This is a genomic window from Streptomyces sp. NPDC033177, assembly GCF_055577715.1.
In genome coordinates this window covers 139,760-156,351 of sequence record NZ_JBVIPS010000004.1, presented here as the reverse complement: position 1 = coordinate 156,351, position 16,592 = coordinate 139,760, and the positions used below count along the sequence as shown (strand labels likewise).

The window sequence follows — 16,592 nt, the reverse complement described above, 5'->3', positions numbered from 1 at the left end:
CAGCGCGTCTTGGACGCTATAGCCGCAGATCAGCCAAACTGGAGGAGGTCCGAACGCAGGGGAAACGAACCGACCGGAGGCACCTCATGGACTTCGTCCGGCGCACGATCGACCTGGCACGCGCCAATGTCCTTGACGGCGGGCGCCCCTTCGCCACCGTCATCGTCAAGGACGGCGAGATCATCGCGGAGCGCGGCAATCAGGTCGCGCAGACCCACGACCCCACGGCGCACGCCGAGGTGCTGGCCATCCGGGACGCGTGCATGCTGCTCGGCACCGAGCACCTGACCGGCACGACGATCTACGTCCTGGCGCAGCCGTGCCCGATGTGCCTGGGCGCGCTCTACTACTGCTCCCCCGACGAGGTCGTCTTCGTCACGACCCGCGACGCCTATGAGCCGCACTACGTCGACGACCGCAAGTACTTCGAACTGAGCACGTTCTACGACGAGTTCGCCAAGCCCTGGCAGGAACGCCGACTGCCGATGCGCCACGAGCCGCGCGAAGGCGCCGTGGACGTCTACCGCCTGTGGCAGGACCGCAACGGCGGCGATCGCCGCGTGCCTGGCGCGCCGAAGGCTGACGACGCCCACTGAGGCGACGCCCGAAGCGGCTTGGTCACGCGAGACCCGCGCCGACGTTCGTTGTCGCGGCCGGGAACGAGGCGTTCCACAGCCTGCGTCGGATGCGCGACGCCTATGCCCGCGGGGTCGAGGTCGGGTCCGCGGAGGACAGGGCCTTCATCGAACAGGGCCGCACGGCCATGGCGGAGATGCGCCGCCACATGCGAGAGGACCTGGGCTTCGGCCCTCGGGATCGAGTGACCCCGGTCGCGCCCTGCACCCCCGGAGGCCTCGTACAGCCGCTGCTAATCTGCGTCCCATGATCAAGGGGAGATCAGCCGCAGCCGGACGTCGAATAGCGCGCATGGCGGGAGACAACCGGTCCGAACGCGTTCTGATCCTGGCCAGCTTCGTGAACCGGGTCGGCAATGGTCTCTTCAACACCGCGTCAGCGCTGTACTTCACCTTGGTCGTGCAACTCCCGGCAGTGCAGGTGGGCCTCGCCCTCACCGTCGCAGGACTGATCGGCCTGCTCGCGGGGATCCCGGGAGGCCACCTCGCTGATCGTCGAGGTCCTCGCACCATCATGATGCTGGCTCTCGCCGTTCAGGCGGCGGCGATGTCAGCCCTCGTCTTCGTCGAGAGCTGGACCGCTCTCGCGGCCATCGCGACCATCGACCAACTTGCCGCATCCGCGGGAGGAGCGGCGTGGGGAGCCCTCGTCGTCCGGGTCGGAACCGGTCAACCCGCCCTCTTCCGGGCCAAGTTGCGCACCTACGTCAACCTGGGCGTCGTCCTGGGCACCGTCGGCGCCGGAATCGCCGTGGCAGCCAACACCCGAACCGCCTACCTGGTGCTGATTCTTGGCAACGCCGCCAGCTTTGCGCTCTGTGCCCTTCTCCTGTTCCTGCTCCCCCACTACAAGGCGTTGGCAGCTCCGCCTGTGCAACGCCGCTGGATCGCGCTCCGCGACCGGCCCTTCGTCACGTTCACAGGCCTCTTTGGGGCCATGGGACTGCAATACCCGGTGGTGTCCCTGCTGCTGCCGATCTGGATCTCGGAACACACGGACGCACCACGTTGGACGGTCCCCGCGGTGTCCGCGTTGAACGCCGCCGTCTGTGTCCTGCTGCAGACCCGAATTGGTTCCCGCATCGAAACTCCTCGCGACGGGGGCCGGGCGTTTCGCACCGCGGGGCTCCTCTTCCTGGTCAGCTGTCCGCTGATGGCGCTGACCGCGCATGCTCCCGTCTGGGTGGCCGTCGGCCTGGCGGTCGCGGCGATCTGCGTCCACAGTCTCGGGGAGATCTGGGAGTCCTCGGCCGGATTCGCCCTCGGATTCGGCCTTGCGCCCGACCATGCCCAGGGCCAGTACCAAGGGCTTCTCGGTCTCGGGTTCAGCGCGGGCCAAGCGCTGGCCCCGGCCATCCTCACCACCCTCGTGCTGGGGTACGGCACGACTGGCTGGCTGTTCCTCGGCGTGTTCTTCGCGGCCGTGGGCGCCCTCGGCCCGCCGCTTGAACGCTGGGGCATGCGGACCCGATCCAAGTACGGAGCATCTACGGCGCACTCCGGCGCAGTGGCCGACGAGGCACGTTCGTGAGGGCGTAGGGGAAGCCGCCCGTAGGTCGTGTGACTGCCGTCGTCAGCCAGTCGAAAACCATCACGCTTCGAGTGCCTGTTCGGCCACAGGGCTGTCGAAGGCACGTACCCCCGTTCGGCTTCACCAACCGGTTTGGTTGAACCGACAGCCCACTGCCGACAGCCCCGTGCTCTGGATGTGGGCGCCTCACCCCTCACTGACCGAGGGACGGCCCTGCGCTGCTCGAGCCGGTTCCTGGGACAAACATGCAGGTCACCGCATCAGATGCGCTGCGGGCATATCCCCCACGCCACGCCCCGGGACCGGCCAGAAGGAACGGAGCTGCGGCCGGGCCTGACGAACGAACTGGGTGAGATCGGCAAATCCCGGGGAAGGAGTGGCGACGAGACGATGGAGGTTGCCATGGATGGTAGAGATCTGGAACTGGGCGAGCTTTTGGCCGCCGCGGAGTCAGCGCCGCCCGGGGAATCCGTCGGTGTCATAGCGCACGATCTGCGCAAGCGGTTCGGGGCGGATCGTGTGTCGTTCTTGTTCGTCGATCTCATGGAGCAGCAACTCCTGCGCCTGAGCGCGCCCGCCGAGGGCGAGGCGCCGAATGCCGCGGAGCGGCTCGATCTGCGGGGCAGCGTTTACGAGACAGTTCTGCGCGACCAGCGCCAGCATGTGGAGCCGGACGGTCAGGGCGGGCGGCGCGTGATCTCGCCGGTGACCAACCGCGGCGACTGCATCGGCGTGCTGGAGGTGAGCCTGCAGTACGCGGACGACTCCGTTCTCGGGCAGATCCGCGAAGCAGCTCACGCACTGGCTTACATCATCGTCACGGACCGCCGCTTCACGGACCTCTATCACGCGGGCCGGCGCACCACACGGACCAGTCTGGCCGCCGAGATCCAGCACCAGCTGCTGCCCTCGGCCTCTTGTTGTGAAGCCCCTCAGTTCACCCTCGCCGCGGGACTGGTCCCGGCCGACGACATCGGTGGCGACACTTATGACTACACGCTCGATCAGGACGCGCTGCACCTGTCCATCACCGACGCCATGGGCCACGACACCGACTCCGCTCTGCTGGCGACGCTGGTGATGGCCGCGTTGCGCGGCGCCCGCCGCACCGGTTGCGACGCGCTGCAACAAGCCCGTCGTGCCCACGAGGCCTTGCTGGCCCACAACCGCGGCCTTGCCACCGGGCAACTGCTCTGCATCCGCCTGGAGACGGGCGCGTGCGAACTGATCAACGCAGGGCACCCCTGGCCTCTGCGCCTGCGGGAGGGCGCAGCGGAGGTCGAGGAGGTCGAGCTGGCCATCAACCTGCCGTTCGGGGTGGCCTCACCCGTCCCGTACCGGCTGCAGGAGCTTCAGTTGAGCCCGGGCGACCGCCTGGTCCTGCTCACCGACGGCATGCAGGAACGCGGGGCGTCGGCCGTCGACCTGGCCTCCCTTGTGCGCGACACCCGCGCCTTGCACCCCAGGGAGGCCGTTCGCACCCTGACGACAGCGATCCTCGACGCCTGCCGCGGCAACCTCAAGGACGACGCCACCGTCATGATCCTGGACTGGCACGGAGCCGCCGGACCCGCTGCGGACGTCTAGGCCGGCGAGGCGGTAAAACCACGCACGACGCGGCGGCGAGCCTCTCAACCGACAAGGAAGGGAACCCTCGTGAGCTCTTCGGAGATCTGCCAGACGCGCTGGGCTTCCTCGGTGCTGCGAAGGCGCGAGTAGAGCTTTTGCTCCGCGGGAGGGCCGCCCATGTGCCCGGGTCCGCGCGGCCCGTAGAAGCCGCCGCGCTCGGCGTCGGGTGAGGTGGCGGCGTACAGGGCGGGGAGTTTCGCGGTGTGGACCGTCCCGACGACGATGCCGCGGGCCGACAGAGCCCGGATCAGGCGCACGCCCATGGTGTCCTTGTCGCGGCCGACCTCGGGGCGTGCGGCGAGCAGGCTCGTCGGTGCGACCCCGGGGTGGGCGAGATTGCTCGTGATGCCCCAGCCATTGGCCTGGCTGCGCCGGTCGAGTTCGAGGCCGAAGAGCCCGAACGCGATCTTCGACTGGCTGTAGGCCTTCATGCCGTCGTAGGAATGTTCCCAGTTCAAGTCGTCCCAGTTGATGGCGTTCTGATTCGCCGCGACGCTGACCTGTGAGGTCACGCGTGCGTGGCCGGCGCGCAGCAGCGGCAGCAGGTGGGCCACCAGGGCGAAATGGCCGAGGTGGTTGGTGCCCAACTGAAGCTCGAACCCGTCCGCGGTCGTCTGGCGATCGGGCGGGGTCATGACGCCGGCGTTGTTGACGAGAATGTGGATCGGCCGACCCTCCTCCCGCAGGGTCTCACCGAGGGCTGCCACGGAGGCGAGTGAGGACAGGTCGAGCTCGCGGAGCGACACGTTCGCGTGCGGGGCCACCTGTCGGATCGCGGCGAGCGCGGCCTCGCCCTTGTGCGGATTGCGTACAGGCAGCAGTACCTCGGCCCCTGCCCCCGCGAGCCTCGTGGCGAGGCCGAGCCCGATGCCGTCGCTCGCCCCGGTGACGACGGCGCGCTTGCCGGTCAGGTCGGGGACGGTGATGTCGATGGTTTTGCGTGGCATGTGCCCGCTCCTGGGGTGTGTGGTCAGAGCCTCGGGTACGCCGCAAAGCTCGCGTATGTCACTCAGCCTCGGATGGCTCCGCAGGGGCGGCAACCCGCGAAGGGGGGACTGACGATCCGTGGATGTCGAGGTGTGCGGGCGGTAGACATGAGCAGGTACGCAGGAATGCACGGAGACGGAGACACGCACGGTGACGGAGGCGCGCATGGTGATCGACCGGACCGGCCTTGCGGAGTTCCTGCGGCGTCGCCGGGAGTCGCTGCAACCCGAGGATGTGGGTCTCCCGCGCGGACAGCGCCGCAGGACGAGCGGGCTGCGGCGGGAGGAAGTGGCCGCGCTGTGCCACATGTCGACCGACTACTACGCGCGCCTGGAACGGGAGCGCGGACCTCAGCCGTCCGAGCAGATGATCGCCTCCATCGCGCAGGGCCTCCACCTCTCCCTCGATGAACGTGACCACCTCTTCCGGCTCGCCGGACAGACACCTCCCCCTCGGGGCGCGGACAGCGAGCACATCAGCCCCGGCCTGCTGCGCATCCTGGACCGGCTGCACGACACCCCCGCGGAGATCGTCACCGAACTCGGCGAGACGCTGCGGCAGACCCCGCTCGGCATCGCACTCACCGGTGACCTGACCAGCTACAGCGGCCCGGCCCGCAGCCTCGGCTACCGGTGGTTCACCGACTCCGCCACGCGACAGCTCTACGCCCCCGACGACCATGCGTTCCTCACCCGCATGTTCGTCTCGGGCCTGCGCGGGGTGGCCACACTGCGGGGCCCCGGTTCTCGCGCGGCCCACTACGCCGATCTGCTGCTCGCCCAGAGCGAGGAGTTCCGTCAGGTGTGGAACGACCACGAGATCGGCATCCGACCCCACGAGGTCAAACACTTCGTCCACCCCGAGCTCGGGGAGTTGGAGCTGACCTGCCAGACGCTGCTCGATCCCCACCAGTCGCATCTTCTGCTCGTCTACACCGCCGTCCCCGGCAGCGAGAGCCACGAAAAGCTGCAGCTGCTCTCCGTCATCGGAGCGCAGGCACTGCGCTGACCTCCTGACCAAGCAATTCACTTGCCCTTCCTAGGGGCCCTAGGTTTAACCTAGGGCCCCTAGGAACGATATGGAGGGCACATGGCGCGGGCAGGGCTGACGGCGGAGAGGGTGACGTTCGCGGGCGCCGAACTGGCGGACGAGGTGGGGCTCGACCAGGTGACCATGTCGCAGGTGGCCCGTCGGCTCGGCGTGAAGGACGCGAGCCTCTACGGGCACGTGCGCGGCCTGGAGGATCTGCGCGGCCGCATCGCCTTGCTGGCGGCGGACGAGAAGACCATCCGTATCGCGGAGGCGACCGCCGGCCGTTCGGGCAAGGACGCGCTTGTCGCCTTCGCGAACGCCTGGCGGGAGTACGCACACCAGCACCCGGGCCGCTACATGGCCACTCAATCCCAGATCCAGATCGACCCTGAGCTCGCCGCGCAGGCGCCCGGCCCCCGGCGCGCGGTCGAGCTGACCTACGGCATGCTGCACGGCTACGGACTGGCCGAACCCGACCTGACCGATGCGGTCCGGTTGCTGCGCAGCACTTTCCACGGGTTTGCCGCCTTGGAGGCCGCGGGTGGGTTCGCACACCAGCGTTCGCCACAGCAGTCATGGGCCCGCGCCCTCGACGCTCTGCACACCCTTCTTGAGCGCTGGCCCCGTCCCGAGAAGGAGACTCTCCATGACTGACCCGACCACCGGCACCCTGCGCGTGAACGGCGCGACTCTGCGCTACGAAGTGCGTGGCCAGGGCCCACTTGTGCTGCTGATCCCCGGAGGCTCGGGCGGGGCGGCCTCCTTCGACGAGCTCGCCGACGACCTGGCCGCTGGATACACAGTGGCCACGTACGATCCGCGCGGGATGTCCCGAAGCACACTGGACGACCCCGATGCCGAGCAGAGCGTGGCCGAACACTCCGAGGACGCCATCCGCGTGCTGGAGCTGCTGTCGCCCGGTGAGCCCGCCCGGGTGTTCGGCTCCAGTTCGGGCGCCATCGTGGCCCTGCATCTGCTCACCACCCGCCCTGAGCGCGTCCGACGCGTCGTGGCGCATGAGCCTCCGACGGTGGCGGTGCTGCCGGACGCCTCCACTCATCTCGCCCTCATAGCGCGGGTGCAGGAGGTATTTCGTACGCAAGGGCTCATGCCTGCGATGAACGTGTTCGCCGCGGGCCTCAGGAAGGACCCCGACACCGACGAGCCGGGGGCCAAGATCGAGCTTCCGCCGCAGGCAGCGGCGCGGGCAGAACAGACGATGGCCAACCTGCCGTATTTCGTCGGTCGCATTGTCCCCAGCTTCATGTCCTACTCCCCGGACCTGCCCCGGCTGGAGAAGCTGTCGGATCAGCTCGTGCTAGCCGCAGGTCAGGACTCTCGAGGAGAACTGCCCTACCGTCCGGCCGCGCTGATGGCCGAGCGCTTCGGCACGGAACTCCAACACTTCCCCGGCGGGCACATCGGCCTGAGCACGCATCCCACCCAGTTCGGCGAACTCCTTCGCAAGGCGTTCCGCGACTGAAGCACCTGACACATCCTGGCGGAGCCCGCCGCCCCCGCCCCCTTGGAAGCGCGGTCCGACTGGTCAGTCCTCGTCAGACGACGGTTGGTCAACTCGGCCGCCCTTGTGTGGCGTCGCGATGTAATCGTCAGCACCACTGGGCAGGGTGGCGACACACGCCGATGAGCAGGCGTTGACCAGCAGGGGCAGTACGTCGGTGGCCACCAGCAGCGAGATCCACCTCTGCTGGACTTCACCCCCTCCGATCGGGCCGTCACAGACACTGCATCTCGGCATGGCCGTGACTCCCCAGCGCCGGGGGTCCAGGTTGCCCAGGTCAAACCCCCTGACAGGGTCCTCTGCAGGTTGCAACCGCGGGAAGGGCGGCCGCAACTTGTAGTTGCCGAACAACGCGCGAGTACTCACCGTGCTGCGGGCCAACCTGGCACACCGGGTGACTTCGTAGGGAAACCAATGCAACCGGCGCGAGGTGTAGGGCGTGAGCTCCTCCAGGTTGGTCATGGCCCCGATTTCGGGCGGGATCCGGACCAGGTTGCTGTCGTAGAGCACGAGATGCTTGACCGCTGTCAGCCGGGCGATGCTCGAAGGCAGGGTGACGATCTGCCTCCGCTCTTCCGGGCTCAACTCCACCAGGGGACGGAACTCCTCGCGCCCGTCGGCGGCTGCCTCGTCGACCAACTCCAGCAGACGTCGCCAGCCCGGCGCGGAGGTGTCCTGGCGCTCGGCGTGAAACCCGACCTGGGCCTGCGGAGCCGGCCGGTACTGGTCGAAGCACGAGCAAGTAGCCTGGCGCCGTCCACGCCGTTCCGGCCCCGGATCTGACGTGTCACCCCAGCGGTTCGCGAAGAGCTGCGGCTCTCTGTCGCTTGTCATGACGCAACGATACGAGGGCCGACTCATCCACCTGACCGATTATGCGCGTCCCCGCGGCGACCGGCGGGCTCACGCAGCGGCGTATCCGTACACCGCCGACTCGCCCAACTCCTCCTCGATACGGAAGAGTTGGTTGTACTTGGCCGTGCGGTCCGATCGGGACAGTGAACCCGTCTTGATCTGCCCGCACCCCGTGGCCACGGCCAGGTCCGCGATGGTCGTGTCCTCCGTCTCGCCCGAGCGGTGCGACATGACCGCCGCCCAGCCGGCCCGCCGCGCGGTGCTCACCGTCCCGAGCGCCTCGGTCAGCGTGCCGATCTGGTTGACCTTGATCAGGACCGCGTTGCCCACCCCCGTACGAATACCTTCCCGTACCAGCGCTTCGTTGGTGCAGAAGACGTCGTCGCCGGTCAGCTGACACCTCTCCCCCACCCGAGCCGTCAGCTCGCGCCATCCGTCGTGGTCGTCCTCGGCCATCGGGTCCTCCACCGAGACGATCGGGTACGCGTCGATCAGCTTGGCGAAGTAGTCGACCTGCTCGGCGGGTGTACGCCGCACCCCCTCCCCCAGGTACTCGTACACACCGCCCCGGTAGAACTCCGACGACGCCGGGTCCATGACGAGACCGATGTCCGCGCCGGGCCGATACCCGGTCCGCTCGATCGCGGCCATGACGAAGTCCAGCGCCTCCTCGGCCGTACGCAGCGCGGGCGCGAAGCCACCCTCGTCGCCGACGGCGGTGGAGTGGCCCGCGGCCAGCAGGTCGCGGCGGAGCGTGTGAAAGACCTCGGAGCCCATCCGGACGGCTTCCGCGAAGGTGGCCGCACCCACGGGCGCGATCATGAACTCCTGGAAGTCCAGCGGATTGTCGGCGTGGGCGCCGCCGTTGACGATGTTCATCATCGGCACCGGAAGCACGCGGGCGTCGGCCCCTCCGAGATAGCGGTACAGCGGCTGCCGGTGCGAGAGGGCGGCGGCCTTCGCCGTGGCCAGGGACACTCCGAGCAGGGCGTTGGCGCCGAGCCTCGCCTTGGTGGGCGTGCCGTCGAGCGCGACGAGCGCGGCATCGAGGCCGGCCTGGTCATCCGCGTCACGCCCGGTGACGGCATCCGCTATCTCGCCGTTCACATGGGCCACGGCCCGGTCGACACCCTTGCCGTGCCACCGCCGAGGCTCGTCGTCGCGCAGCTCGACCGCTTCGCGGGCGCCGGTGGAGGCGCCGGAGGGCACTGCGGCACGGCCCAGCGATCCGTCGGCGAGGACGACGTCGACCTCGACGGTGGGGTTGCCGCGACTGTCGAGGACGGTGCGGGCGGTGACGCCGCGGACGCTGGTCGGCTCAACTGAGGGTGCGGGCATGGGAGTTCCTTCCCGTCGTCGCCTGCCGGGCCGCGGCTGCGACGACGCTGGCGCTCGGCCCGACGCGACAGACAATACAGCATTGCTGTTCAGTTCAGCTGTTCAGTTTCTCTGTTTAGCCATGCTGTTCAGTTCTGCTGCACGACGGCGGTCCCGGTTAAAGTGCCCTATGCCCACCTCGCAAGCCGCCACCGTCGCCGCCGAACTGCGCACCGCGATGGGCAAGCTCACCCGGCGCGTGAAGCACGAGGACCGGATCCCGCACGGACAGGTCGCCGTCCTCGGCGTCCTGGACCGCGACGGCGCCATGACCACCAGCGACCTCGCGACCGACCAGCGCGTACGCCCGCAGTCGATGGCTCGCGCGGTCGGCCTCCTCCTCGAGCAGGGCCTGCTCACCCGCACCGCCCACCCCACGGACGGCCGCAAGACCCTGCTGGACCTGTCCGACGCGGGCCGGGCCGCACTGGAAGCGGAACGCGGCCGCAGGGCCGGCTGGCTGGCCCAGGCCATCGAGGCCGAACTCACGAACGAAGAGCGGGAGTCGCTCGCGCGCAGCGCAGCCCTGATGGAGCGGCTGGCCGCTCGCCAAGGACTCTCCGAGCGCTCATGAGAACCATCAGCTGATCAGGTCCTGGACCCGTTCAGGAGCGCGGCGCCCCCTCACCCCTGAAGAGACGCCGGGGAACTGCACGGCTACCGCGCCCGCTTCGACGCCTCCCGTGCGACTCGGGCCGCCACCTGGGGCTGCCGCCCCAGCGGCCGCAGAAGCAGGTATGCCCGCCCGGCGCTTCGGCCTACCGGCGGCCTCGCTGCACGCGCCGCCCGCCACCGTCAACCTCCGCTGACGCGTGTTGACTTCTGCGTCTAGTGCAGATTCACTAGAGCCCAACTGATGCCCTCGCACTATGAGGCTATGAGGTAGTGATGCCGCAGCTGACAGCAGGAGAACCCTGCGCGGAAAGGGACCGCGGGATCGCGCCGCGCTCGTACGCGCCGCACGTGAGCACGGAGAGGTGCGGAACGCTGTGACCTTCTACCCCTTCACGTCGCACGCCGTCGTTCAATCCGGGCATGCCCGGGTGACGCTCGCCGGTGAACTCGACTTCGACACCGCGCCCTGCGTCCTTGAGGCGGTAGCCTCCTGCCTGGCCAAGCAGCCGACGAGCTTCTGCCTCGATCTGACCGGCATCTCCTTCTGCGACTGCGCCGGTCTGAACTCCCTGCTGACGGCGCGGCTTTCCGTCCTTCAGGGAGGCGTGGATCTTCTCGTCGTAGGGGTCGGAGCCCAGTTGGCGCGGCTCCTCGCGCTGATCGGGGCCGACGGCATCTTCACCGAGGGCGACACCTTTACGGAGGCGGAGGCGGAAACCGCCCTCTGTTCCTCCGATACGGCCACAAGCCGCCGCGAAGCCACGGTGGCCGCCGCCGAGTCGCCACTCCGGGACCTTCTGGCATGATCGTGCAGTCCGCCACCTGCAAGGATGCACTAATGCCTTCCTCTCCCCCGCACAGCCGTCCGATCAGAATCCTGCTGGTGGAGGATCACGACATGGTGGCCGAGGCCATCCGCCTCGCCCTGGAGCGGTCGCCCGATCTGCAGATCGTGGGACACGCGGCGTCGGTGGCATCGGCGCTGGCCGACGCGAAGCAGTGTGCACCTGATGTCGTGCTGATGGACCGACGCCTGCCGGACGGCGACGGAGTCACCGCCATCGCCGATCTGCTGGCCCTCAGGCCGGATGTGCGGGTACTGGTCCTGGCGGGTGAGGGCAGCGCATCGGTGGCCGCGCGCGTCGCGGAGACGGGCGGGGCCGGCTTGATCCTGAAGGCCCGGGGACTGAGCGAGCTGGAGGACGCCGTTCGCCGGGTGGCAGCGGGTGAGGTGGTGTTCAGCCAGGAGCTGCTGGGCGACGTACTGGGACGGCTGGCCGGCAGAACGCCGAGCCTCGGCGCGAACCTGACTCCGCGGGAGCGGGAAGCTCTGCAGCTGCTGGGGCAAGGATGCAGCACCACCGAGATCAGCGATCAGCTGGGGGTCGCTCTCAACACCGGGCGCAACCACGTCCAGCGGGTACTGGAGAAGCTGGGAGCACGTTCCCAGCTGGAAGCCGTGACGATCGCCCGACGCGAGGGGCTCCTTTCGTGACGGAGGAGCCGCGACAGCCAAGGCGCGTGCGCAAGCAGGCGGCGCCGATGTCGGAAGCCGCGTTCACCCTGCTGGTTCAGGGCGTGCTGGACTACGGCATTTTCATGCTCGATCCGCAGGGCCACATCATCAGTTGGAACGCGGGAGCGGAGCGGATCAAGGGATACGGCGCCGAAGACATCGTCGGACAGCACTTCTCCGTCTTCTATCCGCCCGAAGACCAGGCCTCCGGCAAGCCCCAATGGGAGCTGGAGACTGCCGTGGCCGACGGCAGACTGGAGGACGAGGGGTGGCGCGTCCGCAAGGACGGCTCCCGTTTCTGGGCGAACGTGGTCATCACAGCCCTGTGGGACGAAAAGGGTGTACTGCGAGGATTCGGCAAGGTCACCCGTGACATGTCAGAGCGGCGGGCAGCGCAGCACGCCCTCAGCGAGCGTCGACGCCTGTTCGATCACCTGGTCCAGGCGCAGGAAACGGAACGACGCCGTATCGCATGGGACGTCCACGACGACTCCATCCAGGCCATGGTCGCCGTCGCGATGCGGCTGGAACTGCTGGCGGATCGGGTGCCGGAGTCATACGCCGCGGAACTGCAGCGCCTGGACACATCGGTGCGCGAGGCGATCGGCCGCCTGCGCAGTCTGACCTTCCGCTTGCATCCGCCCGGAATCGACAGACATGGCCTGGTCGACGGCCTTTCCAGCCACCTGGCCGACGTCGTGGGCGCCTCCTGGGGCATGCCCTACTCCTTCGAGCACCAGCTGGACCGTGAACCCTCACCCGAGACCGCCATCACCATCTTCCGTATCGTCCAAGAGGCATTGCTGAACGTGCACAAGCACGCGCGCGGGAGCAGGGTCGACGTCCGTGTCGCGGCCGCCGACGGGGGCATCGTGACGCGCGTCGCGGACGACGGAACCGGCGCACCGATCTCCCGGGACGGTGCCCGTGATCACTTCGGGGTCATCGAGATGCGGGAAAGAGCCGAAACGGCCGGCGGCTGGTGGTCCATGCACAGCCGCCCCGGCACGGGCACGACCGTCGAGTTCTGGCTGCCCAACCCCCTTCCGGTTCCGCGGTCACCTGCGGCGTCACCGGACGACGCGCCGTGACCGCGGCGACTCCCGCGGACGACTGCCCCCCTTCACCGCTCAGCGTCGTCCTGTGCGACGACAACGCGCTGCTCCTGGAGACCCTGAGCGAGGTCGTGCAGGCACAGCCCGATCTGGAGGTCGTCGGCACCGCGCGGGACAGCGAGCGGGCCCTGCAGCTCGCCTCTCACCATCAACCGGACCTCGTCGTCCTGGATGTCCGCTTCCCCGGCGGCGGCCCCGCCGTCGCCCGAGGCATCGAGCAGTGTTCACCGGCCAGCCGCATCGTGGCGTTCTCCGCGTATGACGACAAGGGCTCCATCGAGCAGATGAAGAACGCGGGCGCCTTTGCGTACGTACTCAAGGGTGCCAGCAACAAGGAACTTCTCACAGCTCTGCGACAGGCGGCAGCAGTACGCTGAGCCGACGCCCTCCGCCGGGGCGGATTAAGCGGAGTTATGGGGGTAGTCGGCCCGCATGAGGCCGGGCTGAGCTAGGAGCAAGGCGGACTGCATGGATCAGACAGCGGGCGAGGACGGACAGCCGTCCGCAACCAACGGGACGGCGTCGGTCTCCCAGCTGTTCGAGGGCAGCGAGGGGATCGCACACGCGCGGCATCTGGCCCGAGACTTTTTGACAGACCTACGAACCGTTTACGGGCTCCCCGTGACCAATCAGGCCATGGGGATGGTGGAACTGGTGGTCAGCGAGCTGGTGACCAACGCCCGCAAATACGCACCAGGGCCGTGCCTGCTCGCCCTCGCGGTGCAGGGGGTCAACATCGAGGTCACCGTACGGGACAGCAACTCCGTACTTCCCGCGGTCTCGGCGCCAGATCCCAGCCGCCTCGGACAGCACGGCCTGGAGGTCGTGCAGGCCGTGTGCCGGAAACTCCAGGTGGACCAGGAACCGTCGGGCAAGCGCATCACCGCGGTCCTCGGCCTGGCCGATGATGCGGACGCGAGTCCGACCGACCCCCACGTGTGAACTGGTGCGCCCCCGCACTCGGCGAACAGTGTCACCTCATGGGAATGACTTCGGGAAGGGTGAGAGCCGAGTGCGCCCGTCGGCCCTGGTTCGCGGGCATGGTGCTGAGGTTGCGCAACATGTCGTTGCGCTGGGTGAGAGCGCGCGTTGTGGTGGGGAAGAGTGTGGCGTCGCCCTTGCCGATCTGTCCCTGGTTCGCGGTCACGAACGCGCGAAGGCCGTGTTCGTAGGCGGCGAGACCCGCGGCGACGTCCCGGTCGGCCAGGGAAGTGGCGAGCATGTACGCACCGACGAGCGCGAGGCTGGTGCCTTGTCCGGTGAGGAACGAGGGTGCGTACGCGGCGTCGCCCACCAGTGCGACCCGGCCGCTGGACCAGCGCGGCATGCGGATCTGGCTGACCATGTCGCAGTACAGGTCGTCCGCGTCGTGCATGGCGGCGATCATTCCCGGCACCTCCCATCCCGCGTCGGCGAAGACCGAGGCGATCAACTCCCGTTGGGCTCCTGGAGTACGGAGCGCGTCGAAGGGCGGTTCCTGTCGGGCGAAGTTCAAGAAGGCGTGCACTTCGGCCGTCTCCTCCACGGCGTAAAGAGCGGCTGCTCTGCCCGGGGTGTTCCACATCATGATCTCGTGGGAGAGGTCGAAGGTGTTGCGCAGGGTGCACACGGCAAAGCAGTACCCGAGGTATCGGTGAAACTGTTCTCCGGGGCCGAACAGCAACTTCCGGGTATGTGAGTGCAGGCCGTCCGCGCCGAACACCATGTCGAACGTACGACTGCTGCCCCGGCGGAAGGTGACGTCGACCCCGTGGCCGGACTGGTCGAGGGTGTCGATGGAGTCGTCGAACAAGAATTCCACGTCGTCACGGACCGCCGCGTACAGAGCGTCGGTCAGATCCCCGCGCCGCACCTCGATGTCCTCTCCCGCGACACCGCCGGCGACGGTGTGCGGGTTGATCGCGGCCACCTTGCCGCCGTCCGCGTCCAGGAAGGTGATCCGGCGCGTGTCGATGTGCGCGTCCCGTAGCTGGGGCAGGATGCCCATCCTCCGGACGACCTCCAGTGCGGTGCCGCGTACGTCGATGGGGTAGCCGCCGCTGCGTGGTGCGGCCGCCTTCTCCACCACCGTGACCGCGTATCCGTGCCGGGTCAGCCAGAACGCGAGGGCAGGGCCCGTGATGCTGGCTCCCGATATCAGGACCTTGCGCCTCGGCGACGTACGGCTGTCCGTCCGACTGTCTGCCTGGCCGCCCGTCTGGCTTCCCGCCAACTGATCGGTGTGGGTCATCGCTTGACTCCTTTGTTCAGCGTGCGGACGACGAGCAGGGACAGTGCCGTGACAATGCCGGCGACGACGAACCCCGTGACGAAGGCCGATTCGGCCGGGTCGTCCATTCCGGGGTGGGTCCCCGCGGTGAGGATGGCGCCGGAGATCTGGGCGCCCGCGGCGAAGCCGATCACGCGGGTCACCAGGACCAGGCTGGTGGCGGTGCCGGTGTTCTCGTGATCGACGGAGGTGGCGGTCTTGACGACCATCGCCGTGATGCAGACACCACTGGCCAGAGCGATCAGCGCCTTGCCGACGACGAGCTGCCAGACCTCGGCGTGCAGGAACGCCAGGGCGAGCAGCGTGGCCGTCATGACACCGATTCCGGCTGCGACCACGGCACTTGAGCCGAAGCGCCGCGCCGCGGCCCCGCCCAGCGGCCCGCTGATCGCCCCCGCGATGGCGCCGGGCAGCAGATACCGTCCGATGTCGGTGGAGTCGGCCCCGAAGCCGTAACCGTCGGCAGACACGTCGAACAGCTGCGGGACGAGATACATCGACACCGAGGTGCCCACGCAGACGGCGAAGGTGATGACGTACGAGCTCCAGATCGTGGGCTTGGCCAGCAGGTGCAGATCGACCATGGGCGAGGGCGAACGGCGTTCGACGGCGACCCATCCGGCCACGAGGAGGGCCAGGAGCACGACGAGTGCGGCGAGGGCGAACGGCCGGCTGCCGACCTCGGGCGCCATCGAGAGCCCGAGCATGAGGGTCAGCAGAATGCCGCTCAGCAGGGCCAGTCCGGGCCAGTCGATCCTGGCGTCCGAGCGGGTCGGCGGATCATTCGGCATCAGCCTGTGGACGGCCAAGGTCGCCGCGACGATCGCGATCGTCGGAATCGCGAACATCCAGTGCCGGGACAGCCCTTCGGCGATGGGCCCGGCCATCAGCGTGCCCAGCATGCCCCCGCCCACGAACAGCCCGCTGACCACCCCGATGGCCACCTGGGACTCTCCCGGCGAGAGGTGCTTGCGCACCAGGATGAACGAGAGCGGCATCGCGCCCACCATGGCGCCTTCAAGTACCTGACCGAGCAGCAGCACGGGCAGGTTCGGTGCCAGCGACGACACCAGACCACCGGCCACGACCACCGCCATCAGCCGGAGCATGACGCGTTTTCCGCCGTAACGGTCACCGAGGTTGCCCGCGACGGGCGTGACGAGCGCACCGGTGATGAGCAGGGTGATGCTGAGAAGTGCCCCTTGAGCGGGGCTCATTGATAACTCGCGTTGTAGCAGCGGGAGCGTCGGTGTCACCACCGACTCCAGGGCCCCGGTGGCGACCGCCAGCGCTCCGAGAGCAGCGATCGCGGCTTTCCCGATGCGGACTTGGGGCGCCAGGGTTGTGATGGTCATGAACTTCCCTTCCCTCGTTGCCGGATGAGACGGGGGTGACTTGGGAGTGCGTTAGATGTGCGTTGGGGGTCCGTTGGGGATGTGGGAGGGCGTCGGCAGCGGCCCCCTGACTCAGAATTACACTACACCGTGTAGTAAAGTCGAGCTAAGATAC

17 protein-coding genes and 1 pseudogene are annotated in these 16,592 nt (G+C 68.4%); 13 read left to right on the top strand and 5 right to left on the bottom strand.

The window, feature by feature from the left end:
- The first annotated feature begins 86 nt into the window (after positions 1-86).
- From ACZ5U5_RS15480 to ACZ5U5_RS15465, 4 genes are all read left to right on the top strand, one after another.
- Positions 87-596: a nucleoside deaminase gene (locus ACZ5U5_RS15480; protein WP_469021295.1), complete on the top strand. Its 510-nt coding sequence runs from the start codon at positions 87-89 to the stop codon at positions 594-596.
- A gap of 89 nt (positions 597-685) precedes the next feature.
- Positions 686-886, top strand: coding sequence for a hypothetical protein (locus tag ACZ5U5_RS15475; protein WP_469021292.1), 201 nt, complete (start codon positions 686-688; stop codon positions 884-886).
- Between the two features lie 41 nt (positions 887-927).
- Complete coding sequence (locus ACZ5U5_RS15470; RefSeq protein WP_469021290.1) at positions 928-2,166, top strand: MFS transporter; 1,239 nt, start codon at positions 928-930, stop codon at positions 2,164-2,166.
- A gap of 402 nt (positions 2,167-2,568) precedes the next feature.
- Positions 2,569-3,753 carry a PP2C family protein-serine/threonine phosphatase gene (locus ACZ5U5_RS15465; protein ID WP_469022435.1) on the top strand — a complete coding sequence of 395 codons (1,185 nt, stop codon included), beginning with the start codon at positions 2,569-2,571 and terminating at the stop codon, positions 3,751-3,753.
- 44 nt (positions 3,754-3,797) lie between these two features.
- Here ACZ5U5_RS15465 and ACZ5U5_RS15460 read toward each other — a convergent pair whose 3' ends face one another.
- The gene (locus ACZ5U5_RS15460) at positions 3,798-4,742 is read right to left on the bottom strand and encodes an SDR family oxidoreductase (protein ID WP_469021287.1); all 945 of its coding nucleotides are present in this window, start codon (positions 4,740-4,742) and stop codon (positions 3,798-3,800) included.
- A 205-nt stretch (positions 4,743-4,947) separates the two neighbouring features.
- On the opposite strand from ACZ5U5_RS15460, the gene ACZ5U5_RS15455 reads away from it, so the two are divergent.
- The 3 genes and pseudogenes from ACZ5U5_RS15455 to ACZ5U5_RS15445 all read left to right on the top strand — a co-directional run bounded on the left by ACZ5U5_RS15455 (position 4,948) and on the right by ACZ5U5_RS15445 (position 7,297).
- Complete coding sequence (locus ACZ5U5_RS15455) at positions 4,948-5,790, top strand: helix-turn-helix transcriptional regulator (protein WP_469021284.1); 843 nt, start codon at positions 4,948-4,950, stop codon at positions 5,788-5,790.
- A gap of 81 nt (positions 5,791-5,871) precedes the next feature.
- Positions 5,872-6,464, top strand: a pseudogene (locus ACZ5U5_RS15450) (TetR/AcrR family transcriptional regulator).
- Positions 6,461-7,297: an alpha/beta fold hydrolase gene (locus ACZ5U5_RS15445; RefSeq protein ID WP_469021282.1), complete on the top strand. Its 837-nt coding sequence runs from the start codon at positions 6,461-6,463 to the stop codon at positions 7,295-7,297. Before ACZ5U5_RS15450 ends, ACZ5U5_RS15445 begins: the two are co-directional and overlap by 4 nt.
- A 63-nt stretch (positions 7,298-7,360) precedes the next feature.
- Here ACZ5U5_RS15445 and ACZ5U5_RS15440 read toward each other — a convergent pair whose 3' ends face one another.
- Both ACZ5U5_RS15440 and eno read right to left on the bottom strand, forming a co-directional pair.
- Positions 7,361-8,170 (bottom strand): leucine-rich repeat domain-containing protein, encoded by an 810-nt coding sequence (locus ACZ5U5_RS15440; protein ID WP_469021280.1) that lies wholly within the window; start codon positions 8,168-8,170, stop codon positions 7,361-7,363.
- Positions 8,171-8,239: 69 nt separating this feature from the next.
- Positions 8,240-9,529 carry a phosphopyruvate hydratase gene (gene eno / locus ACZ5U5_RS15435; RefSeq protein WP_469021278.1) on the bottom strand — a complete coding sequence of 430 codons (1,290 nt, stop codon included), beginning with the start codon at positions 9,527-9,529 and terminating at the stop codon, positions 8,240-8,242.
- Between the two features lie 169 nt (positions 9,530-9,698).
- On the opposite strand from eno, the gene ACZ5U5_RS15430 reads away from it, so the two are divergent.
- The 6 genes from ACZ5U5_RS15430 (at position 9,699) to ACZ5U5_RS15405 (ending at position 13,756) form a co-directional block, all read left to right on the top strand.
- The gene (locus ACZ5U5_RS15430; RefSeq protein ID WP_469021274.1) at positions 9,699-10,142 is read left to right on the top strand and encodes a MarR family winged helix-turn-helix transcriptional regulator; all 444 of its coding nucleotides are present in this window, start codon (positions 9,699-9,701) and stop codon (positions 10,140-10,142) included.
- 415 nt (positions 10,143-10,557) lie between these two features.
- A complete protein-coding gene (locus tag ACZ5U5_RS15425) occupies positions 10,558-10,989 on the top strand; it encodes an STAS domain-containing protein (protein WP_469021271.1) in 432 nt (143 codons plus the stop codon).
- Positions 10,990-11,021: 32 nt separating this feature from the next.
- Positions 11,022-11,678 (top strand): response regulator transcription factor, encoded by a 657-nt coding sequence (locus tag ACZ5U5_RS15420; RefSeq protein WP_469021267.1) that lies wholly within the window; start codon positions 11,022-11,024, stop codon positions 11,676-11,678.
- 26 nt (positions 11,679-11,704) lie between these two features.
- Positions 11,705-12,790, top strand: coding sequence for a PAS domain-containing sensor histidine kinase (locus ACZ5U5_RS15415; RefSeq protein ID WP_469021265.1), 1,086 nt, complete (start codon positions 11,705-11,707; stop codon positions 12,788-12,790).
- Positions 12,787-13,191: a response regulator gene (locus tag ACZ5U5_RS15410; protein ID WP_469021262.1), complete on the top strand. Its 405-nt coding sequence runs from the start codon at positions 12,787-12,789 to the stop codon at positions 13,189-13,191. Before ACZ5U5_RS15415 ends, ACZ5U5_RS15410 begins: the two co-directional genes overlap by 4 nt.
- 91 nt (positions 13,192-13,282) lie before the next feature.
- Positions 13,283-13,756 (top strand): ATP-binding protein, encoded by a 474-nt coding sequence (locus ACZ5U5_RS15405; protein WP_469021259.1) that lies wholly within the window; start codon positions 13,283-13,285, stop codon positions 13,754-13,756.
- 31 nt (positions 13,757-13,787) lie between these two features.
- Here ACZ5U5_RS15405 and ACZ5U5_RS15400 read toward each other — a convergent pair whose 3' ends face one another.
- A complete protein-coding gene (locus ACZ5U5_RS15400; protein ID WP_469021256.1) occupies positions 13,788-15,044 on the bottom strand; it encodes an FAD-dependent monooxygenase in 1,257 nt (418 codons plus the stop codon).
- On the bottom strand, positions 15,041-16,438 hold the full coding sequence (locus tag ACZ5U5_RS15395) for an MFS transporter (RefSeq protein WP_469021254.1): 1,398 nt from the start codon (positions 16,436-16,438) through the stop codon (positions 15,041-15,043). The genes ACZ5U5_RS15400 and ACZ5U5_RS15395 overlap by 4 nt, the downstream gene beginning before the upstream one ends.
- Positions 16,439-16,592: the final 154 nt, after the last annotated feature.

What these genes read in the sequence shown, in the direction of transcription:
- ACZ5U5_RS15480 (WP_469021295.1), top strand. Translation starts at nt 87, where the DNA reads ATGGACTTCGTCCGGCGCACGATCGACCTGGCACGCGCCAATGTCCTT.
- ACZ5U5_RS15475 (WP_469021292.1), top strand. Translation starts at nt 686, where the DNA reads ATGCGCGACGCCTATGCCCGCGGGGTCGAGGTCGGGTCCGCGGAGGAC.
- ACZ5U5_RS15470 (WP_469021290.1), top strand. Translation starts at nt 928, where the DNA reads ATGGCGGGAGACAACCGGTCCGAACGCGTTCTGATCCTGGCCAGCTTC.
- ACZ5U5_RS15465 (WP_469022435.1), top strand. Translation starts at nt 2,569, where the DNA reads ATGGATGGTAGAGATCTGGAACTGGGCGAGCTTTTGGCCGCCGCGGAG.
- ACZ5U5_RS15460 (WP_469021287.1), bottom strand. Translation starts at nt 4,742, where the DNA reads ATGCCACGCAAAACCATCGACATCACCGTCCCCGACCTGACCGGCAAG.
- ACZ5U5_RS15455 (WP_469021284.1), top strand. Translation starts at nt 4,948, where the DNA reads ATGGTGATCGACCGGACCGGCCTTGCGGAGTTCCTGCGGCGTCGCCGG.
- ACZ5U5_RS15445 (WP_469021282.1), top strand. Translation starts at nt 6,461, where the DNA reads ATGACTGACCCGACCACCGGCACCCTGCGCGTGAACGGCGCGACTCTG.
- ACZ5U5_RS15440 (WP_469021280.1), bottom strand. Translation starts at nt 8,170, where the DNA reads ATGACAAGCGACAGAGAGCCGCAGCTCTTCGCGAACCGCTGGGGTGAC.
- eno (WP_469021278.1), bottom strand. Translation starts at nt 9,529, where the DNA reads ATGCCCGCACCCTCAGTTGAGCCGACCAGCGTCCGCGGCGTCACCGCC.
- ACZ5U5_RS15430 (WP_469021274.1), top strand. Translation starts at nt 9,699, where the DNA reads ATGCCCACCTCGCAAGCCGCCACCGTCGCCGCCGAACTGCGCACCGCG.
- ACZ5U5_RS15420 (WP_469021267.1), top strand. Translation starts at nt 11,022, where the DNA reads ATGCCTTCCTCTCCCCCGCACAGCCGTCCGATCAGAATCCTGCTGGTG.
- ACZ5U5_RS15405 (WP_469021259.1), top strand. Translation starts at nt 13,283, where the DNA reads ATGGATCAGACAGCGGGCGAGGACGGACAGCCGTCCGCAACCAACGGG.
- ACZ5U5_RS15400 (WP_469021256.1), bottom strand. Translation starts at nt 15,044, where the DNA reads ATGACCCACACCGATCAGTTGGCGGGAAGCCAGACGGGCGGCCAGGCA.
- ACZ5U5_RS15395 (WP_469021254.1), bottom strand. Translation starts at nt 16,438, where the DNA reads ATGACCATCACAACCCTGGCGCCCCAAGTCCGCATCGGGAAAGCCGCG.